We start from the raw sequence: 16,227 nt of genomic DNA, 5'->3' as shown, positions 1-16,227 counted from the left end.
GTTTCCCCCTAATGTTTTACCCTTTTTGGTTTATTTTGAAGCAGTCGCAACTGCCAATGCTAATGAATATACTTTTGTTTCTGCTGAATCAGCACGAGATGTTAAAACAATCGGTGCTTTTGCGCCAGCAATCATTGCTCCTACTTTTGCATCCGCAAAGTATACGAGTGATTTATATAGCACATTTCCAGCTTCAATCGTTGGGACGAGTAAAATATCTGCCTTACCTGCTACATCACTTACTATGCCTTTATGCTCTGCTGCAATTTGTGATACTGCATTATCTAAAGCAAGTGGTCCATCAACGATACAATCTTTAATTTGTCCGCGGCGATTCATTTGTGTTAACATCGCTGCATCAATTGTCGCCTGCATCGCTGGATTCACAACTTCTACTGCTGCAATTGGTGCCACTTTTGGCAAGTCGATTCCTATTGCCTGGGCAACTTCTACAATATTTTGTATAATAGCAGCTTTTTGTGTTACATCAGGTGCGATGTTCATCGCTGCATCTGTAACGAAAATAAGACGATTGTAATTTGGAACTTCAAATGCTGCTACATGTGAAAGTACGCTACCTTTACGTAGGCCCCACTCTTTGTTTAACACAGCCTTCAAAATATTCGCTGTTGGGATGTTCCCCTTCATAAGCACGTCTGCTTCACCATTTCTCACAGCTTTAACAGAAAGTTCTGCAGCCTCTGCACTAGACATTGCTGCAATCACTTCAACATGTTCTGAAGTTTGTAAACCATGTTCTTCTAGCATCCCCATTATTTTTTCTTGATTTCCATATAGACGAAATTGAGCTAGCTGTAATTTAATTGCTTTCGCTACAGCTTCAATTACTTCATGATCTTCAGCTACTGCTACAGCCACAGTTTTTTTAGGCTTCCCTGCTGCTTGATCAATTAAGTATTCTAACTTCATATTTTGTAATCAACCCTTTCCGTCGTCCCTCGTCTATTTATAAAGCAAATACCGTGCCAACTTTTAAAAGTGGTCTTACCAATAATGAAAACGCATTCAAAATGCAGTAAAATCAATACTTTGGAAAATAACAAAAGATTCTGTCTTATTTTGTCACTTTTTGTATACCATGCAATAAATTGCACGGTACGCAATTTATTGCATGCTATTTTTTGCATGGTCATACTTTTCTAGCTTGTAATATAAATTTCGAACGGAAATTCCTAACGCTTTTGCAGTTTGCGTTTTATTCCCATCAAATCTCTCCAAATATTCATGAATAATATTCCCTTCAAACTCTGTCACTAAATGTTCAAGTGGCTTTTCTTCTAATTCAGGTAATAAATGTGATTGCTTTGACTCCACCTGCTCTTCGTTATGTAATGGCGGTAAATGGTGTACATCAATATAGGTCTCGTTATAATTCATAAAGATAATAGCTCTTCCCAGAATATTTTCAAGTTCCCTCACATTCCCTGGCCATTCGTATGATTGTAAATATAAAATGGCTGAATCAGTGAGCCCTTCTACATTACGACCGTAATCTTGATTAATTTTTTGAATCAATCTGTCCGCAATTGTCGGTATATCTCCTTTACGTTGACGAAGAGATGGAATTTGAATTGGGATTTTATTTAATCGATAATATAAATCCTCCCTAAACTTCCCTTCTAGAATAGCCTTTTCTAAATTCACATGCGTCGCTGCAATTACTCGAACATTAATAGGTATCGCTTTCGTTCCACCAACTTTTACAATTTCTTTTTCCTGCAGTACACGAAGGAGTTTCGCTTGTGTATTTGCAGATAACTCCCCTATTTCATCTAAAAAAATACTACCGTTATTTGCTTCCTCAAAGAACCCACGTTTCCCGCCTCTTTTCGCTCCAGAAAACGCCCCTTCCTCATAACCAAATAATTCACTTTCTAACAACGTCTCCGAAATGGCCGCACAGTTTACACGGACGAACTTATTGTATTTTCGATTACTTCCATTATGGATTGCATGTGCAAACAATTCTTTACCAGTCCCAGATTCACCGCGTAACAGTACTGTTGCTGGTGTATTTGCTCCTAGCTTCGCCTGTTCGATAGCTGCCGTTGTTTCATCTGAATTCCCGACAATATCATCAAATGAATATTTCGCTTCTAATGTGCGAATAATTTGCCTTGCTCTATTCAATTCATTTGTTAACTTTTGAATTTCCGACACGTCACGGATAACGCCGACGCTTCCTTTCAATATTCCATCCACAATGACTGGTGCCACGTTTACAATTACATCGCGCTTTTTTTGCCCAATCTTCATATGTATTCCGCGCACCGCACGACGCGTTCGAAGTACTTTCATATGCATACTTTCGCCTTCTACAATATCAGTTGTAGCAGGCTTCCCAATAATATCTTCTTCTGTTAAACCCGTTAATTTCGTATATGCCGGGTTAATGACTAAACCTCTTCCTTTTTCATCCACAACCGAAATTGCTTCTTCAGATGAGTTAATAATTGCCTCTAATAGTGTTTGAATTTCCTTTAAATCTGTAACTTCTTCCGCTAAATCTACAACTTCTGTTATATCTTTAAAAATTGCAAATGCCCCTTGTACCTCTCCGCCCTCTTTTAATATCGGTATACGCGTTGTAATAATTTTCTTTCCATTCTCTAATGTTAGTTCATAATTTACTTCTATTTGTTTCGTACGTATAATGCGAAGTAATTTACTAGTTGGAATGACTTCTAAAATATATTTTCCTATCGCCTCTTCTTTTTTATATCCGATAATACGCTCTGCACTTTTATTAAAAAGACGAACTTGTCCCTCTCGATCAATTACGATCATGCCATCATGTGTAGAATTTAAAATTAATTCTCCTTGTTGCGTTTGTTCCTCTAATCGCCCAATTAGCCCTTCCTTCTCATGCGCTAATCCTGTAACAATTTTTGCGATATCACCTGGTATAAGAAGAGTGTCTTTTTTCTTTTTTTCCAATAAAACCTTATGCACATCATCTTCACCTGTCATATCAAATATTACATCGATATGCATAGAAAGAAATGGAGTTACACTTTCTCCAATTGCAATCCCGTATTCCTTAGCAATTTGTAGTCCTTTTGCCAACGGATTTATATCAATAATCCCTATAATTTGAAATATATTCGAACTTTGTAACAGATTCAGCAGTGCGCTCCCGCCTTCACCTGCACCAACAATTAATACTTTTTGTTTCATATATCCCACTTCCTCTCGAAGTAACTCTGCAAATTTTTTCACACTTTTATCTTACTCGTTCAGCACCCTCTTGACAAACCCCCTTTCCCTATAACATCATTAAAATATACGAAATAATCTGAAAAGGAGCGTTATGTATGCAGCGTTACGTTGCTCTACTATTAGCACTCATCCCTATTTCATTAGCTGTGTTTGGTATAAAGTTAATGAGAGATACTGTATTCGGGATTCTATTTCCACCAATCTCTATACTGTGGTTACAATTTTTAATCGGCGCTCTCTGCTTCGGGCTCGGGTTTTATATCTTCGGTGGCTTCGTCTTGCACCGAGACCGTAAACGAAATAAAGTACAAGCTCGCTTTAGAAGATAGGAATGCCCCACTATTTATAAATAAAAAAATGAGACCGTTACACGCGGTCTCATTTTTTTATTGGCATTAACGTTCTTGCCGTTTCAGGGTAATCAGTAATAATCGCCGATATATTCATATCAAAATATTTACGCATAAGCGTTTCTTCATTAATTGTATAAGGGCGAACCTCTACACCACTTTCCATCGTTAGTTCGGCAATAGCATCTTGAAGGTAACGATAATTCGGATGTACTGCTGTAGCCCCCATTTTTTTCGCGTATGCCCACGGACTATGCAAACCTTCGCGATATAAAATTGCTGTTTGAATATCAGGAGCCATCATATGGCACCGTTTCATACTGTAGTGATTAAACGAAGAAAATATAACACGATCCTCTAGACTAAATTTCCGCACAAGCGTTATAACTTCTTCCTCTAAACCTCTGTATGGAATTTTATTATTTTTAAGTTCAATATTAAGTAGCAAACTCGTTTGTGCAAGCCATTCTAATACCTCTTCTAAAAGTGGTATTTTACAAAAACCTACTTTATCACCAAATTTATAACTTGCATCTAACTTGCATAAGTCCTCATATACATAATTCCGAACCGCGCCTTTTCCATTTGTTGTCCGGTCCACCGTTTCATCATGAATGACGACAACTTTTCCATCTTTCGTTAATTGAGCATCAAGTTCAATTCCATCCGCTCTAAAAGACTCAGCCGCTTCAAATGAAATCATTGTATTTTCTGGGTACGTTCCAGCCGCACCACGATGTGCAAATATAAGAGTCATCCTCACTCCCCCAATCTTATGCTATACTATACGAAAAAGGAGGTACTTCTATGAGACCATTACAAATCTCTCCAGATACTGCAGTCCGCTTATCAAAAGCACTAGGTGTTCCACTTGAACAACTCATGCATATGCCGCAGCACATTTTAATTCAAAAGCTAGTTGAATTAGAAAAACAAAATAAAGACGAAGAATAATACAGTCCTGTTTTGCAGGACTTTTTATTATTTTCTATTATATCACGGATGCCTTTCCTACTAAAATCCTTTAACAGATGTACTACGATGTGATTTAGCCGTTCCTTCATCATTTAATAATGAATCACATCTTTTCTTTTTTTGTTACACGTCATAAAGAAAGCAGACTATTTATTTATAAGTCCCCATTGCGTTCTAAAAACACGATCATAAAAAAACTAGAAGCCCTTTATATTATTTTTTATTGAACGTGCGGAGCATCCCCTGATTCGTATAGTTCTTTCGCTTTTTCCTCCCCGAATGTAGTTAAAATATAATGTTGCTCTTCTAACGCATCCATTGCTCTAGTTACTTTACAAACGCTATCTTCTTGAGCATCCGAGAAATAATTGTGATCTTCTACAATTTTACTAAAATCTTTTTTCGCCCATCTATCAGCAATTGCTAAAAGTTCATTTTTCTTCGTAAAGCTACTCTTATTTATAATTTCTTTTAATTTTTTAGCATTACTTTGAATCATTGGGATAGAGCCCGATTTTCGTTCTGCCACCACTTTTTGATGAGTCATGCGATGCATCGCTGTAATGACTTCGCTTTCAGTAGAATTTTCAGTAACATACACATCAACAAAGACCCCATCCACCTCTCTACCTACTATTGTTTGGTCTTCTTTTTTATCTATTTGAGCGCTCACTTCTTTATCTACTGGATTATCTGCAAGTTCTAACATTCCAAATGTAACTGCAATAGCAAGAACTCCCATAGCTGCTACTATTCCTAGCCAAGTTGAAATTTTATTTTCCATTCCCCTTCTCCCTATCTATATCTATTTTATTGCCTTATAAAAAACTCACTTACATGTAATATTACTGAAAATAGGTTTTATTTTCCACACTATCAAATAATCTCTTTTTCTCAACAAAATAAAAAGACCAACGAATTATAACATTCATTGGTCTTTCATTAAAAAGTTTATTGGCTTTAAATTTGATATCGAGTATCAATTTCAAGAATTATTAAGCTTTACTAAAGCTTAAATCCCTTACTACTTTTACTCTCAACTAGCTTTATGTTCAAGTCTCAGCTTATCCGCAACCATTGCGATAAACTCAGAGTTCGTAGGTTTTGCTTTTGACATGGATACTGTATAACCGAATAAGGACGAAATAGAATCAATATTCCCACGGCTCCAAGCTACTTCAATTGCGTGACGAATTGCGCGCTCCACACGGCTTGCTGTGGTATTATATTTCTTTGCGATATCTGGATACAATACTTTCGTAATCGATCCTAATAATTCGATATCATTGTATACCATGGAGATTGCTTCTCGTAAATACATATATCCTTTAATATGAGCGGGTACACCAATTTCATGAATGATACTCGTAATACTCGCATCTAAGTTTTTCGGTTTTCCATCTACTGTTGTTGCTGATCGGAATGATGGTAGTGGACGCTTAATCATAGCGTTTGCTTTACCACTCACTTGACGAATATGACTCGTTAAATTCTCCATATCAAATGGTTTTAATATGAAATATGAGGCACCTAAGTCAACTGCTTTTTTCGTCACATCTTCTTGCCCGAATGCTGTCAACATAATTACGCTAGGCTGTTTTAACCTTTCAATATGTCGCATTTTTTCCAATACAGCTAAACCATCTAAGTGTGGCATAATAATGTCTAAAACGAGTACATCAGGTTGCTTATCTGTTAATAAGTTTAAACACTCTTGACCATTATAAGCAGTACCGATTACTTCCATATCATCTTGAGCGGCTACATAGCTCTCTAACATTGATACTAATTCTTTATTATCATCCACAAGACATACTTTAATTTTCTCCACAGCTTTTCCTCCCTTACCGAATCGATTCTCCGACATGTGTATCCTTCTAGGCTACATGAATTGTTCGACAATTGTGTGAAAATTCCCTTTTAAAGTTTCTTACTTTCCGATAAAATCACAAAAAAATATGTTTATCGTTCATTTATTCCCTTTCGCAACACATTCCATCATAGAAATACAACGAAACGTTCAACCCTTTCCTTTTATTTTACAACAAAAAACACCTCTTGCGGAGCTTTTACAAAATTTCAACGAATTTTTCAACAGAAAAAGCGAGCTAATAATATATATTAGCTCGCTTTTTTCTCTTGATCATAAATATTAATTCCAGCTTGATGTAACATCCATTCAATATGAACACCATATCCTGATGTTGGATCATTTACAAATACGTGTGTAACAGCACCAATTACTTTTCCATTTTGTACAATTGGACTTCCACTCATTCCCTGTACGATACCGCCCGTTTTCGCTAATAGACGTTTATCTGTTACTTTTATTACCATACCCTTTGTGGCTGGGAATTTTTGTTGCACTGTACTAACAACTTCAATATCAAACGCTTCTACTTTATCTTGATCAATAACTGTTAATATTTTTGCCGGTCCTTCTTTTACTTGATGAGATAATGCGATAGGCATCGCTTTATCCATTATACCGTTTTTCATATTCGTATTTAATTTTCCAAAAATACCATATGGACTATTAATTGTAATATTGCCAATCACTTCACGGTCTGGTGAGAATCTTGCTAATTTCTCCCCTGGATTCCCATGACTACCTCTTTCAATTGATGTAACTGTCGAGCGCATAATTTGTCCATCTTCGACTTGAATCGGCTTTTTCGTATCATTATCAGAAATAACATGACCAAGTGCCCCATATTTCATAGAATCTGGATGAACAAATGTCATCGTTCCAATTCCAGCTGCCGAATCACGGATATACAAGCCAATTCGATAAGACGATTCACCGTTGTCTTTTTGTGGAGTTAGCTTCGTACGAATATATTTTCCATCTCTTAACAATACAAGATTAAGCGGTTCACCTGTTTCTCCACTATTATGAATAAACGGTGCTACATCACTCATTCTTTCAATTGTTTTACCATTAATTTCAGTAATCATATCTCCAATTTGTACACCTGCTATTTCACCAGGAGATATTTTACCTTTTTCAGTTTGAATTAAATGATGGCCTACAACAAGTACACCTTTTGTATTTAATTTCACACCAATTGATTGTCCACCTGGAATCACTTTAAAATCTTTTAACACTTTCACATTTACTTTTTTCACTGGAAAACCAGCAAGCTGAAATACCATATCAGCTTCACCATTTTGATGAGAATTTACCATAAGTCCTTGTTTTTGTTCATTCGAACTCACTGTAAATACATGACGATTTGTGGATGAAGCTTTGAAAACTGGTAATGATGATATTTCTGATTGTTGTCCTTCAAAAACAACAAGTTGTTTCGGTGATGAAATAAACGTTCGAAGCGGTTTAAAACATCCAATAAAAACTAAAGAAACAAGGAGACAAAGACCTATTATTTTTCGAAATTTTTCTAATTTCAACTTGTTCACTCTCCTCGCTCCTACCCCACATTCAGCCTCTTGGCTTCACTTTTTAATCTCTCCTTGCAGTGCTTTATTTATAACCGGAAGAATTAAGAAATCGTCATTTGAGAAAAAAAGCTATCCATTACTGGATAGCCTCTGCTGTCTGTTTAAAATGATGTGCTTGCGTAAGTAATTCTTTCGCATGCTCCGTCGTTAAATCTGTGATTTCCACACCAGAAATCATTCGAGCTATTTCTGTTACTTTATCCTCCATAGTTAAAACAGTAACTGATGTAATTGTCCGATCATTCGCTACTTGTTTTCGAATAAATAAATGTGAATCTGCCATTGAAGCTACTTGAGGTAAGTGCGTAATACAAAGTACTTGCGAGTTTACTGATACTCGATAAATTTTTTCCGCAATAGCCTGCGCGACCCGGCCACTTACACCCGTATCCACTTCATCAAAAATAACAGATGCAACTCCTTGATGCTTAGAAAAAATGCTTTTTAAAGCTAAAATGATACGAGATAACTCTCCGCCAGAAGCAACCTTTGAAAGTGGTTTTAGCGGCTCTCCTGGGTTCGTTGAAATATAAAATTCCACATGATCGTAACCATCCGCCGTAAGTCTTACCGGCGCACCTTCCACAAGGGGCTCTTCTGCATTTCCTTCTCTCTTCATAATTCTCACTTCAAATTTCGTTTTTTCCATATATAATTCTTTTAATTCCTGATGAATTGCATTTGTAAGGTGTTCTGCAAGTTCATGACGCATATTACTTAACAACGTTGCTTCTTTCAGAATAACACTTTCTAATTCCTTCAACTGTTTCTTCGTCGTTTCAATATGAACGTCTTTATTTTCAATCGTAAAAATTTCCTGTTCAATTTTATCAGCATACGCTAAAATCTCTTCTACAGTATTTCCATATTTTCTCTTTAGCATACGAATTTCATTCAAACGTGTTTCGATTTCATCTAAACGATTTGGATCATATTCCATCATATCGAGCTTTTCTCTCAGTTGATAGGCAACCTCTTCTAATAAGTAATAGCTATTTGCAATTGAATCATGATTTTCCTGATACACTTCATCTAAATGTGTAATACTTTCCATTTGCCCCATTGCACTTCTTACATTATCTAACCCTTGTCCGTCGGCACTTAACGAACGATATGCATCACCTAACGCTTTATAAATCTTTTCAAAATTAGAAATTTGCAATCGTTCCTCAGTTAATTCATTTTCTTCATCCATCTTTAAATCCGCCTTGCGAATTTCTTCATGCTGAAATTGAATTAAATCTAAGCGATGTGCCATTTGTTGCTCATTTTCACTTAACGATTTCAATTGTTTTTTTAATTTTTCATAGTCAGCGTATACGTTTTGATATATGTCTAATTGTTTAACGATTCGATCCCCATCAAAGTGATCAAGCATAAACAGATGTCGTTCTTCATTCATTAAATCTTGCGTTTCGTGCTGTCCATGAATATCAACAAGTGTTTTCCCAATTTCTTTTAATATGCTAAGTGTAACAAGCTTCCCATTTACACGACATACACTCTTCCCGTTCGCAGCAATATCACGCTTTAAAATAATCATGCCATCTTCTATTTCTATATCTAACTCTTCTGCCTTTTCAATACATGGATGCTTCTCATCTTCAACATAAAATAGCCCTTCAATCTCAGCCTTTTCTGTTCCATATCGAACAAATTCTGCTGACCCACGGCCACCTACAAGTAAACTAATTGCATCAATAATAATCGATTTTCCGGCCCCTGTTTCACCGCTTAAAACCGTTAAACCTTTTTGAAAAGAAATATTTAATGCTTCAATAATAGCAAAGTTTCTAATCGATAATTCCGATAACAATGCCCCATTCACCTCGTTATAAAATAATCCCTTACTAAAGGATTTTCTCAGTTCTTCATTCAAATAATCATGCTATATATTTGTATGTATATACTCTTCTAACCCGCTTCATTGTACCAAACATTTGTTTTACGGGTCAATCCATCTATTTTCTAACTTTATGCAAACAAAATATTATATTACAATTGAAAATTCATATTTTTAACCAATAAAAATATCTTGTTCACTTTCCACTTTACGATGGAAAGCAAACAAGATTTTTTGTTACAACATATTTAAGAAACGATCAGAGACAACACCTGTATCGTCAGGTGTACGGCAAATAATTAAGCAAGTATCATCACCACAGATGGTTCCGATGATCTCATCCCACTCTAAATGATCAATAAGTGCTCCAAGTGAATGAGCGTTACCAGGCAATGTTTTTAGCACAAGCATATGTCCTGCCGTGTCTAATTTTACAAATGAATCCACTAGATTTCGTTTTAATTTTTGTAACGGGTTAAATCGTTGATCTGCTGGCAAGCTATATTTATAGCGCCCATCATGTAATGGCACCTTCACTAAGTGCAGTTCTTTAATATCGCGCGATACTGTTGCTTGCGTTACATTAAATCCCTCATTACGTAAAATATCAACTAATTCATCTTGTGTTTCAATTTCTTTGTTTGCAATAATTTCCCTGATTTTAATATGGCGCTGACCTTTATTCATACATTTGCACCTCACACTATCTCTTACCATAGTTTAAACATTGGTATACTTCACTTATTTATGTTAACTTATAATTCGTTTCTTGTACACAATTGTTTTTACAATCATTATACAATTACAGCAAAAAGAGGAACAACATATGTTATTCCCCTTTCCCTTTTTGTTTTAGAACTTCATGCGCTTCTGTAACAACTTGCTCTATAGAAATCGGAGAATGATTTTCGCCATTCTCACGTTCACCATGCCATTTCAGATGAATTAAAAATTCAATATTACCATCCCCACCCGTAATTGGTGAGAATGTTAAACCTTCCACATCATAGCCTTCTTTTAAAGCAAACTCGACAATCATTTCTACAACAGCTTCATGTACTTTTCTATCGCGAACGATACCTTTTTTCCCAACTTGCTCTCTTCCAGCTTCAAACTGCGGTTTAATTAACGCTGCTACATCTCCGTTAGGCATAAGCATTGTTTTTAAAACTGGCAGTATAAGCTTTAATGATATAAATGAAACATCAATACTTGCAAATTGAGGTAAACCACGTTCTAAGTCTGCTGGTGTCACGTAACGGAAGTTTGTTCGTTCCATTACAACAACACGCTCATCTTGACGTAATTTCCACGCTAGTTGATTGTATCCTACATCTAATGCATAAGATAATTTCGCTCCATTTTGAAGCGCGCAATCTGTAAAGCCACCAGTTGATGAACCAATATCTATCATAACTTTATCTTGTAAATCAAGATGAAATGTCTCTAATGCCTTTTCAAGTTTATAACCACCACGACTTACATACGGCATAACTTGTCCCTTCACCGTAATCTCAGTATCTTGCGAGATTTTCTCTCCTGGCTTATCAAGTCTCATCTCATTCGCATATACGAGTCCGGCCATAATGGCGCGCTTTGCTTTCTCACGCGTTTCTATAAGTCCTCGCTCTACTAATAGTACATCTACTCTTTCTTTTTTTACGCTCATTTGTTACGCCCTTTTTTGTTTTGATGGAATCATTGTATGAATACGGTCTACAACAGCATCTGTCGTTAAACCAATTTCTTCTAATAATTTTGTTACACTCCCGTGCTCTATGAAGCGATCTGGAATACCCATTCGTTCAACTAATGCACTATGGTAACCATTTTCAGATGCAAATTCAACTACTCCTGTTCCAAAACCACCGATTAAACAAGCTTCTTCAATCGTTAAAATCGGTATATTCTTTCCTAGAAGATCATGTAAATATGCTTCATCCATTGGTTTAATAAAGCGAGCATTCACTACTTTCACTGAAACCCCAGCTTTTTCAAGACGCTCAGCTGCTTCCATTGCCATTGGTATTGTCGTACCAAACGTTAAAATAGCTGCTTGTGTACCCTCTTTTAACGTCTCCCACGTACCGATTGGAATCGCCTTTAATTCTTCATCCATATGAACGCCAAGTCCATTACCGCGCGCATAACGCAATGCGATTGGTCCATCTTCATATTGCATCGCCGTATAAACTAAATGTTGCCCTTCATTTTCATCTTTCGGCATCATAAGCACCATATTCGGCAAGTGACGTAAGAATGAGATATCAAATACGCCTTGATGCGTTTCACCATCTGCTCCTACTAATCCCGAACGATCTATTCCGATGAAAACATTTAAATTTTGGCGGCATATATCATGAACAACTTGGTCATATGCTCTTTGTAAAAATGTTGAATAAATCGCTAAGAATGGCTTCATTCCTTGCGTTGCCATACCTGCTGCCATTGTTGTAGCATGCTGTTCAGCAATACCTACATCAATCATACGATCTGGGAATTCTTTTTGGAATTTCTCAAGTTTTGATCCAACAGGCATTGCAGGTGTAATTGCTACGATACGCTCATCTGCTCTCGCTAGCTTAAGTACTGTTTCACTAACGACAGCACTCCATGCTGGTGCAACTTCTTTCGGCTTAACGAAGTCACCTGATTCAATTTTATAAGGTCCTGTTCCATGCCAAGTTCCAATAACGTCACTCTCAGCCGGTTTATAACCTTTTCCTTTTTTCGTAATAACGTGAACGAGTACTGGGCCTTTTGTTTTCTTTGCATATTGCAACGTTTCGAATAACTTTTCATAATCATGTCCATCGACTGGACCTAAATATGTAAAGCCTAACTCTTCGAAAAAGACACCGGATACTAGTAAATATTTAAGACTATCTTTTATTTTCTCTGCTGTCGCAGCCACTTTCCCGCCAACTGCTGGGATTTTCTTTAATATATACTCTAATTCATCTTTTACCCAGTGATATTTTCCTGCGGTACGTAAACGACCGAGCACATTATGAAGCGCACCAACGTTTGGTGCAATTGACATTTCATTATCATTCAAAATAACAATCATGTCTGTTTTTTCATGTCCAATATGGTTCAATGCCTCTAAAGCCATTCCGCCTGTTAAAGCACCATCTCCAATAATTGGTATAACATATTCTTTCGTTTTCTTTAAATCACGTGCCAGAGCCATTCCCATTGCAGCCGATAACGAAGTCGAACTATGACCAGTTTCCCATACATCGTGCTCACTCTCACAACGTTTCGGGAAACCACATAGACCTTGATATTGCCTTAATGTACCAAACTCTTTCGCGCGTCCAGTTAAAATTTTATGTACATAGGATTGATGTCCTACATCCCATAAAAATTTATCTTGCGGGCTATCAAATAATTTGTGCAGAGCAATTGTGAGTTCTACTACACCTAAATTAGGTGCAATATGTCCACCTGTTTGAGAGAGCTCTTCAATTAAAAACTTACGAATATCCTCACTCAATCCCTCTAGTTCACTGATAGACATATCTTTCAAAAAACTAGGGTTTTGAATTTGCGTTAGATCCACATGGATCACTCACTTTCATTTCATAATCTGTCAACATGTCAAATATTATAAAAAACATTTACACAAAACAAGAAATTCTCTTTTCTATTTTTCGTCTTGTCCCGCTATTAACCAGTCTATTGCGCCTTAATCCTATTATAAACCATATTTCTTCAGGCGATGAAAAAAATAGCCGCTAACACGAAGTGATAACGGCAATGTAATCTACATATATTTTTGCCAATAACAAGAAAAGAAAAACCTTTTCCTACATTTATATCATAAAATGATGAATGACTCAACAAATGAAAACGCTGTTATATTAGTTATTACGTTTTGCAATCAAATCGCAAATAGAGAGTAAATATTCATCTTGTAATTGCAAGGAGCTAATCGCACCTTTTGCTTCTGCAATTGTTTCTTCTAAAATATCCTTTGCTCTATCTACAGTAAACAACGTCGTATATGTGCTCTTTTCATTAGAAAGATCGCTACCAATCGGTTTTCCAATCTCTTCTTCAGTTCCTTCGACATCTAAAATATCATCTCGAATTTGGAAAGCTAGACCGATATATTTGGCAAACGTAAGCAACTTTTCTTCTTGCTCTTCTGTCGCATCAGAAAGTATCGCACCCGCAAGTACAGCAAATTCAAGTAGTTTTCCGGTCTTATGTTTATGGATGTACTCCAATTCATCAATCGTAAGGCGTTTCCCTTCCGCTTCCATATCTGCCACTTGTCCGCCAACCATTCCTTCTGGTCCTGCTGCTTTTGCGAGTTCAAGTACAAGTCTTACTTTTTTTTCAGCAGAAATTTCTTTTTGCTCATATGCCATAATAACTTGAAAAGCGTATGTCAATAAGCCATCTCCTGCTAAAACTGCCATCGCTTCACCAAATACCTTGTGATTTGTGGGCTTTCCTCTTCTTAAATCATCATCATCCATACAAGGTAAATCATCATGAACTAACGAATATGTATGAATCATTTCAAGAGCACAAGCTGCACCTACTCCAAGATTTCTTTCTTTCCCAAACGCTTGTAATGTTGCAAACAAAAGTAACGGGCGGAGACGTTTTCCACCCGCTTCCAAAGAATATGCCATCGCTTCACGAAGTACATTTGGACATTGTAATCCATTTGCATAGCTTACAAGTTTTTCTTCTACGAAAGTTTTACTTTCTTTCAAAAAAGTATCAAAAGCAATCGTCACTATGCTTCATCTCCTAAAGCAGTAAACGGTTCAAGCTCTCCATCTTCCCCAAGAATAACTGCCATTTGTTCTTGTACATTCTTCAGCTTCTCATCACAAAGCTTAGATAATTCCATACCTTCTTTAAAATAAGAAATCGCTTCTTCTAAAGGTACGTCACCTTGTTCTAGCTTAGAAACAAGATGCTCAAGTTGCGAAATTGCCTCTTCAAAGCTTAATTTATTTTCCATCATTCAATTCACGCTCCTCTATGCCTGATACGCTACAATCTAGTATTCCATCTTGTAATTGAACTGAAACAGCATCTCCAAGGCTTACATCTTTCACACTTTTTAACACTTGCTTCTCTTCATCATATACAAGCCCGTACCCTCTCATCATTACTTTAAGCGGACTTAACGCTTCAAGTTTTTGAGCAGCTCTTACAAAGGCAAATTCTTTCGTTTGAAGTAACGTTTGCATTTCACGTTGTAATTGCTTTTGCAACGTTTCCACAGCTACCTTCGTTTGCATAATTTTTTGAGATGGGTGGTGCTTCTCTAAATAAAATGAAAGTTGCTTTAACTGATTCACCTTTTTATCAATATAGCGCTCTTTCGCTAAAACAAGCTGTTCTAGCGCTCTATCTAATTGCTCTTCCTTTTGCTCATATACTTGTCTTGGATAACGGAACGCATACGATTTTTGCAACACTTGTAGTTTTTCTTCTTTTTTATGTACTAACTCTCTCATTGCTCTTTGCAATCTCAGAGTTCTTTGTAATACCTTTTCTTGTAACTCTATAATGTTAGGTGCTGCCAGCTCAGCTGCTGCGGTCGGTGTTGGCGCGCGTAAATCCGCAACAAAATCTGCGATTGTAAAATCCGTTTCATGGCCTACTGCCGAAATAATAGGGATTTCACTCTTAAAGATTGCTCTTGCAACCATTTCCTCATTGAAAGCCCATAATTCCTCAATAGAACCTCCACCACGACCAACGATTAGTACATCTATCTCTCCCATTTCATTCGCTGTACGAATCGCTTGTACAATCGAGGGAGCCGCTGACTCCCCTTGTACAAGTACCGGAAATACAATAACATTCCCAATTGGATAACGACGTTTAATCGTTGTTATAATATCACGAATCGCTGCTCCTGTCGGCGACGTAATCACACCTATTGTTTTAGCGTAAGGAGGAATCGCTTTTTTATAAACTTGAGAAAAAAGTCCTTCTTCTTCTAAACGAACTTTTAACTGTTCGTACGCTAAATGTAAATTTCCGACTCCGTCAGGCTGCATGTCTTGAATATAAATTTGATAAGAACCACTCGCCTCGTAAACAGAGATTTTCCCTTTCACGAGTACCTTCATCCCATTTTCCGGTTTGAATTTAATATTACGATTATGGCCCGCAAACATAACCGCTGCGATTCTTGCATTTTCATCTTTCAATGTAAAATACATGTGGCCACGGCTATGATTTTTAAAGTTGGAAATTTCACCTTTTAACCAAACAGACTGCAAATGCGGATCATATTCTATTTTTGTTTTTATATAGCGTGTTAACGCTGTAACGGTTAAATATTGCTTCTCCATTTCTCTCTCCTCATAGCCGACT

General features: G+C 36.7%; 15 protein-coding genes. 2 read left to right on the top strand and 13 right to left on the bottom strand.

Annotated elements, in window-relative coordinates; all coding sequences use genetic code 11:
• Positions 1 to 30: 30 nt before the first annotated feature.
• Positions 31 to 930 (bottom strand): phosphate butyryltransferase, encoded by a 900-nt coding sequence (gene yqiS, locus ACTFP3_RS13430; protein WP_440010702.1) that lies wholly within the window; start codon positions 928 to 930, stop codon positions 31 to 33.
• Between the two features lie 195 nt (positions 931 to 1,125).
• Positions 1,126 to 3,198, bottom strand: a complete 2,073-nt coding sequence (locus tag ACTFP3_RS13425; protein ID WP_033666632.1) for a sigma-54 interaction domain-containing protein — start codon at positions 3,196 to 3,198, stop codon at positions 1,126 to 1,128.
• A 137-nt stretch (positions 3,199 to 3,335) separates the two neighbouring features.
• On the opposite strand from ACTFP3_RS13425, the gene ACTFP3_RS13420 reads away from it, so the two are divergent.
• Positions 3,336 to 3,569, top strand: a complete 234-nt coding sequence (locus tag ACTFP3_RS13420; RefSeq protein ID WP_001190211.1) for a DUF2627 domain-containing protein — start codon at positions 3,336 to 3,338, stop codon at positions 3,567 to 3,569.
• Positions 3,570 to 3,618: 49 nt separating this feature from the next.
• On the opposite strand, the gene ACTFP3_RS13415 is transcribed toward ACTFP3_RS13420, so the two are convergent.
• Positions 3,619 to 4,347 carry a glycerophosphodiester phosphodiesterase gene (locus ACTFP3_RS13415; RefSeq protein ID WP_440010700.1) on the bottom strand — a complete coding sequence of 243 codons (729 nt, stop codon included), beginning with the start codon at positions 4,345 to 4,347 and terminating at the stop codon, positions 3,619 to 3,621.
• A gap of 50 nt (positions 4,348 to 4,397) precedes the next feature.
• Here ACTFP3_RS13415 and ACTFP3_RS13410 point away from each other — a divergent pair, with 50 nt between their 5' ends.
• Positions 4,398 to 4,544, top strand: a complete 147-nt coding sequence (locus tag ACTFP3_RS13410; protein WP_001247671.1) for a YycC family protein — start codon at positions 4,398 to 4,400, stop codon at positions 4,542 to 4,544.
• Between the two features lie 241 nt (positions 4,545 to 4,785).
• On the opposite strand, the gene ACTFP3_RS13405 is transcribed toward ACTFP3_RS13410, so the two are convergent.
• The 10 genes from ACTFP3_RS13405 to xseA all read right to left on the bottom strand — a co-directional run bounded on the left by ACTFP3_RS13405 (position 4,786) and on the right by xseA (position 16,205).
• Positions 4,786 to 5,349: a PRK06770 family protein gene (locus tag ACTFP3_RS13405; protein WP_000428229.1), complete on the bottom strand. Its 564-nt coding sequence runs from the start codon at positions 5,347 to 5,349 to the stop codon at positions 4,786 to 4,788.
• Between the two features lie 252 nt (positions 5,350 to 5,601).
• Entirely contained in the window at positions 5,602 to 6,396 is a 795-nt protein-coding gene (spo0A, locus tag ACTFP3_RS13400; protein ID WP_011110369.1) for a sporulation transcription factor Spo0A, read from the bottom strand.
• Between the two features lie 290 nt (positions 6,397 to 6,686).
• Positions 6,687 to 7,985, bottom strand: coding sequence for a SpoIVB peptidase (spoIVB, locus tag ACTFP3_RS13395; protein WP_002024767.1), 1,299 nt, complete (start codon positions 7,983 to 7,985; stop codon positions 6,687 to 6,689).
• A gap of 118 nt (positions 7,986 to 8,103) precedes the next feature.
• On the bottom strand, positions 8,104 to 9,843 hold the full coding sequence (gene recN / locus ACTFP3_RS13390; RefSeq protein WP_000947767.1) for a DNA repair protein RecN: 1,740 nt from the start codon (positions 9,841 to 9,843) through the stop codon (positions 8,104 to 8,106).
• Between the two features lie 264 nt (positions 9,844 to 10,107).
• The gene (argR, locus tag ACTFP3_RS13385) at positions 10,108 to 10,557 is read right to left on the bottom strand and encodes an arginine repressor ArgR (RefSeq protein ID WP_001032580.1); all 450 of its coding nucleotides are present in this window, start codon (positions 10,555 to 10,557) and stop codon (positions 10,108 to 10,110) included.
• 142 nt (positions 10,558 to 10,699) lie between these two features.
• Positions 10,700 to 11,539 (bottom strand): TlyA family rRNA (cytidine-2'-O)-methyltransferase, encoded by an 840-nt coding sequence (locus ACTFP3_RS13380; protein ID WP_000111875.1) that lies wholly within the window; start codon positions 11,537 to 11,539, stop codon positions 10,700 to 10,702.
• Positions 11,540 to 11,542: 3 nt separating this feature from the next.
• Positions 11,543 to 13,435 carry a 1-deoxy-D-xylulose-5-phosphate synthase gene (dxs, locus tag ACTFP3_RS13375; protein WP_000366452.1) on the bottom strand — a complete coding sequence of 631 codons (1,893 nt, stop codon included), beginning with the start codon at positions 13,433 to 13,435 and terminating at the stop codon, positions 11,543 to 11,545.
• 301 nt (positions 13,436 to 13,736) lie between these two features.
• Positions 13,737 to 14,627: a (2E,6E)-farnesyl diphosphate synthase gene (ispA, locus tag ACTFP3_RS13370; RefSeq protein ID WP_000150380.1), complete on the bottom strand. Its 891-nt coding sequence runs from the start codon at positions 14,625 to 14,627 to the stop codon at positions 13,737 to 13,739.
• The gene (xseB, locus tag ACTFP3_RS13365; protein WP_000428423.1) at positions 14,627 to 14,857 is read right to left on the bottom strand and encodes an exodeoxyribonuclease VII small subunit; all 231 of its coding nucleotides are present in this window, start codon (positions 14,855 to 14,857) and stop codon (positions 14,627 to 14,629) included. The genes ispA and xseB overlap by 1 nt, the downstream gene beginning before the upstream one ends.
• Positions 14,847 to 16,205 carry an exodeoxyribonuclease VII large subunit gene (gene xseA / locus ACTFP3_RS13360; RefSeq protein WP_000415248.1) on the bottom strand — a complete coding sequence of 453 codons (1,359 nt, stop codon included), beginning with the start codon at positions 16,203 to 16,205 and terminating at the stop codon, positions 14,847 to 14,849. The genes xseB and xseA overlap by 11 nt, the downstream gene beginning before the upstream one ends.
• Between the last annotated feature and the right edge of the window lie 22 nt (positions 16,206 to 16,227).

It is taken from the genome of Bacillus cereus group sp. MYBK5-2 (assembly GCF_051915685.1).
Classification (GTDB): Bacteria; Bacillota; Bacilli; order Bacillales; family Bacillaceae_G; genus Bacillus_A; species Bacillus_A cereus.
Note: the sequence above shows the minus strand (reverse complement) of the source record. Positions and strands in the feature narration are given on the sequence as shown.

Excerpts from the sequence above, each read along its gene's own strand:
- yqiS (WP_440010702.1), bottom strand. The coding sequence starts at position 930 with ATGAAGTTAGAATACTTAATTGATCAAGCAGCAGGGAAGCCTAAAAAA.
- ACTFP3_RS13425 (WP_033666632.1), bottom strand. The coding sequence starts at position 3,198 with ATGAAACAAAAAGTATTAATTGTTGGTGCAGGTGAAGGCGGGAGCGCA.
- ACTFP3_RS13420 (WP_001190211.1), top strand. The coding sequence starts at position 3,336 with ATGCAGCGTTACGTTGCTCTACTATTAGCACTCATCCCTATTTCATTA.
- ACTFP3_RS13415 (WP_440010700.1), bottom strand. The coding sequence starts at position 4,347 with ATGACTCTTATATTTGCACATCGTGGTGCGGCTGGAACGTACCCAGAA.
- ACTFP3_RS13410 (WP_001247671.1), top strand. The coding sequence starts at position 4,398 with ATGAGACCATTACAAATCTCTCCAGATACTGCAGTCCGCTTATCAAAA.
- ACTFP3_RS13405 (WP_000428229.1), bottom strand. The coding sequence starts at position 5,349 with ATGGAAAATAAAATTTCAACTTGGCTAGGAATAGTAGCAGCTATGGGA.
- argR (WP_001032580.1), bottom strand. The coding sequence starts at position 10,557 with ATGAATAAAGGTCAGCGCCATATTAAAATCAGGGAAATTATTGCAAAC.
- ACTFP3_RS13380 (WP_000111875.1), bottom strand. The coding sequence starts at position 11,539 with ATGAGCGTAAAAAAAGAAAGAGTAGATGTACTATTAGTAGAGCGAGGA.
- xseB (WP_000428423.1), bottom strand. The coding sequence starts at position 14,857 with ATGGAAAATAAATTAAGCTTTGAAGAGGCAATTTCGCAACTTGAGCAT.
- xseA (WP_000415248.1), bottom strand. The coding sequence starts at position 16,205 with ATGGAGAAGCAATATTTAACCGTTACAGCGTTAACACGCTATATAAAA.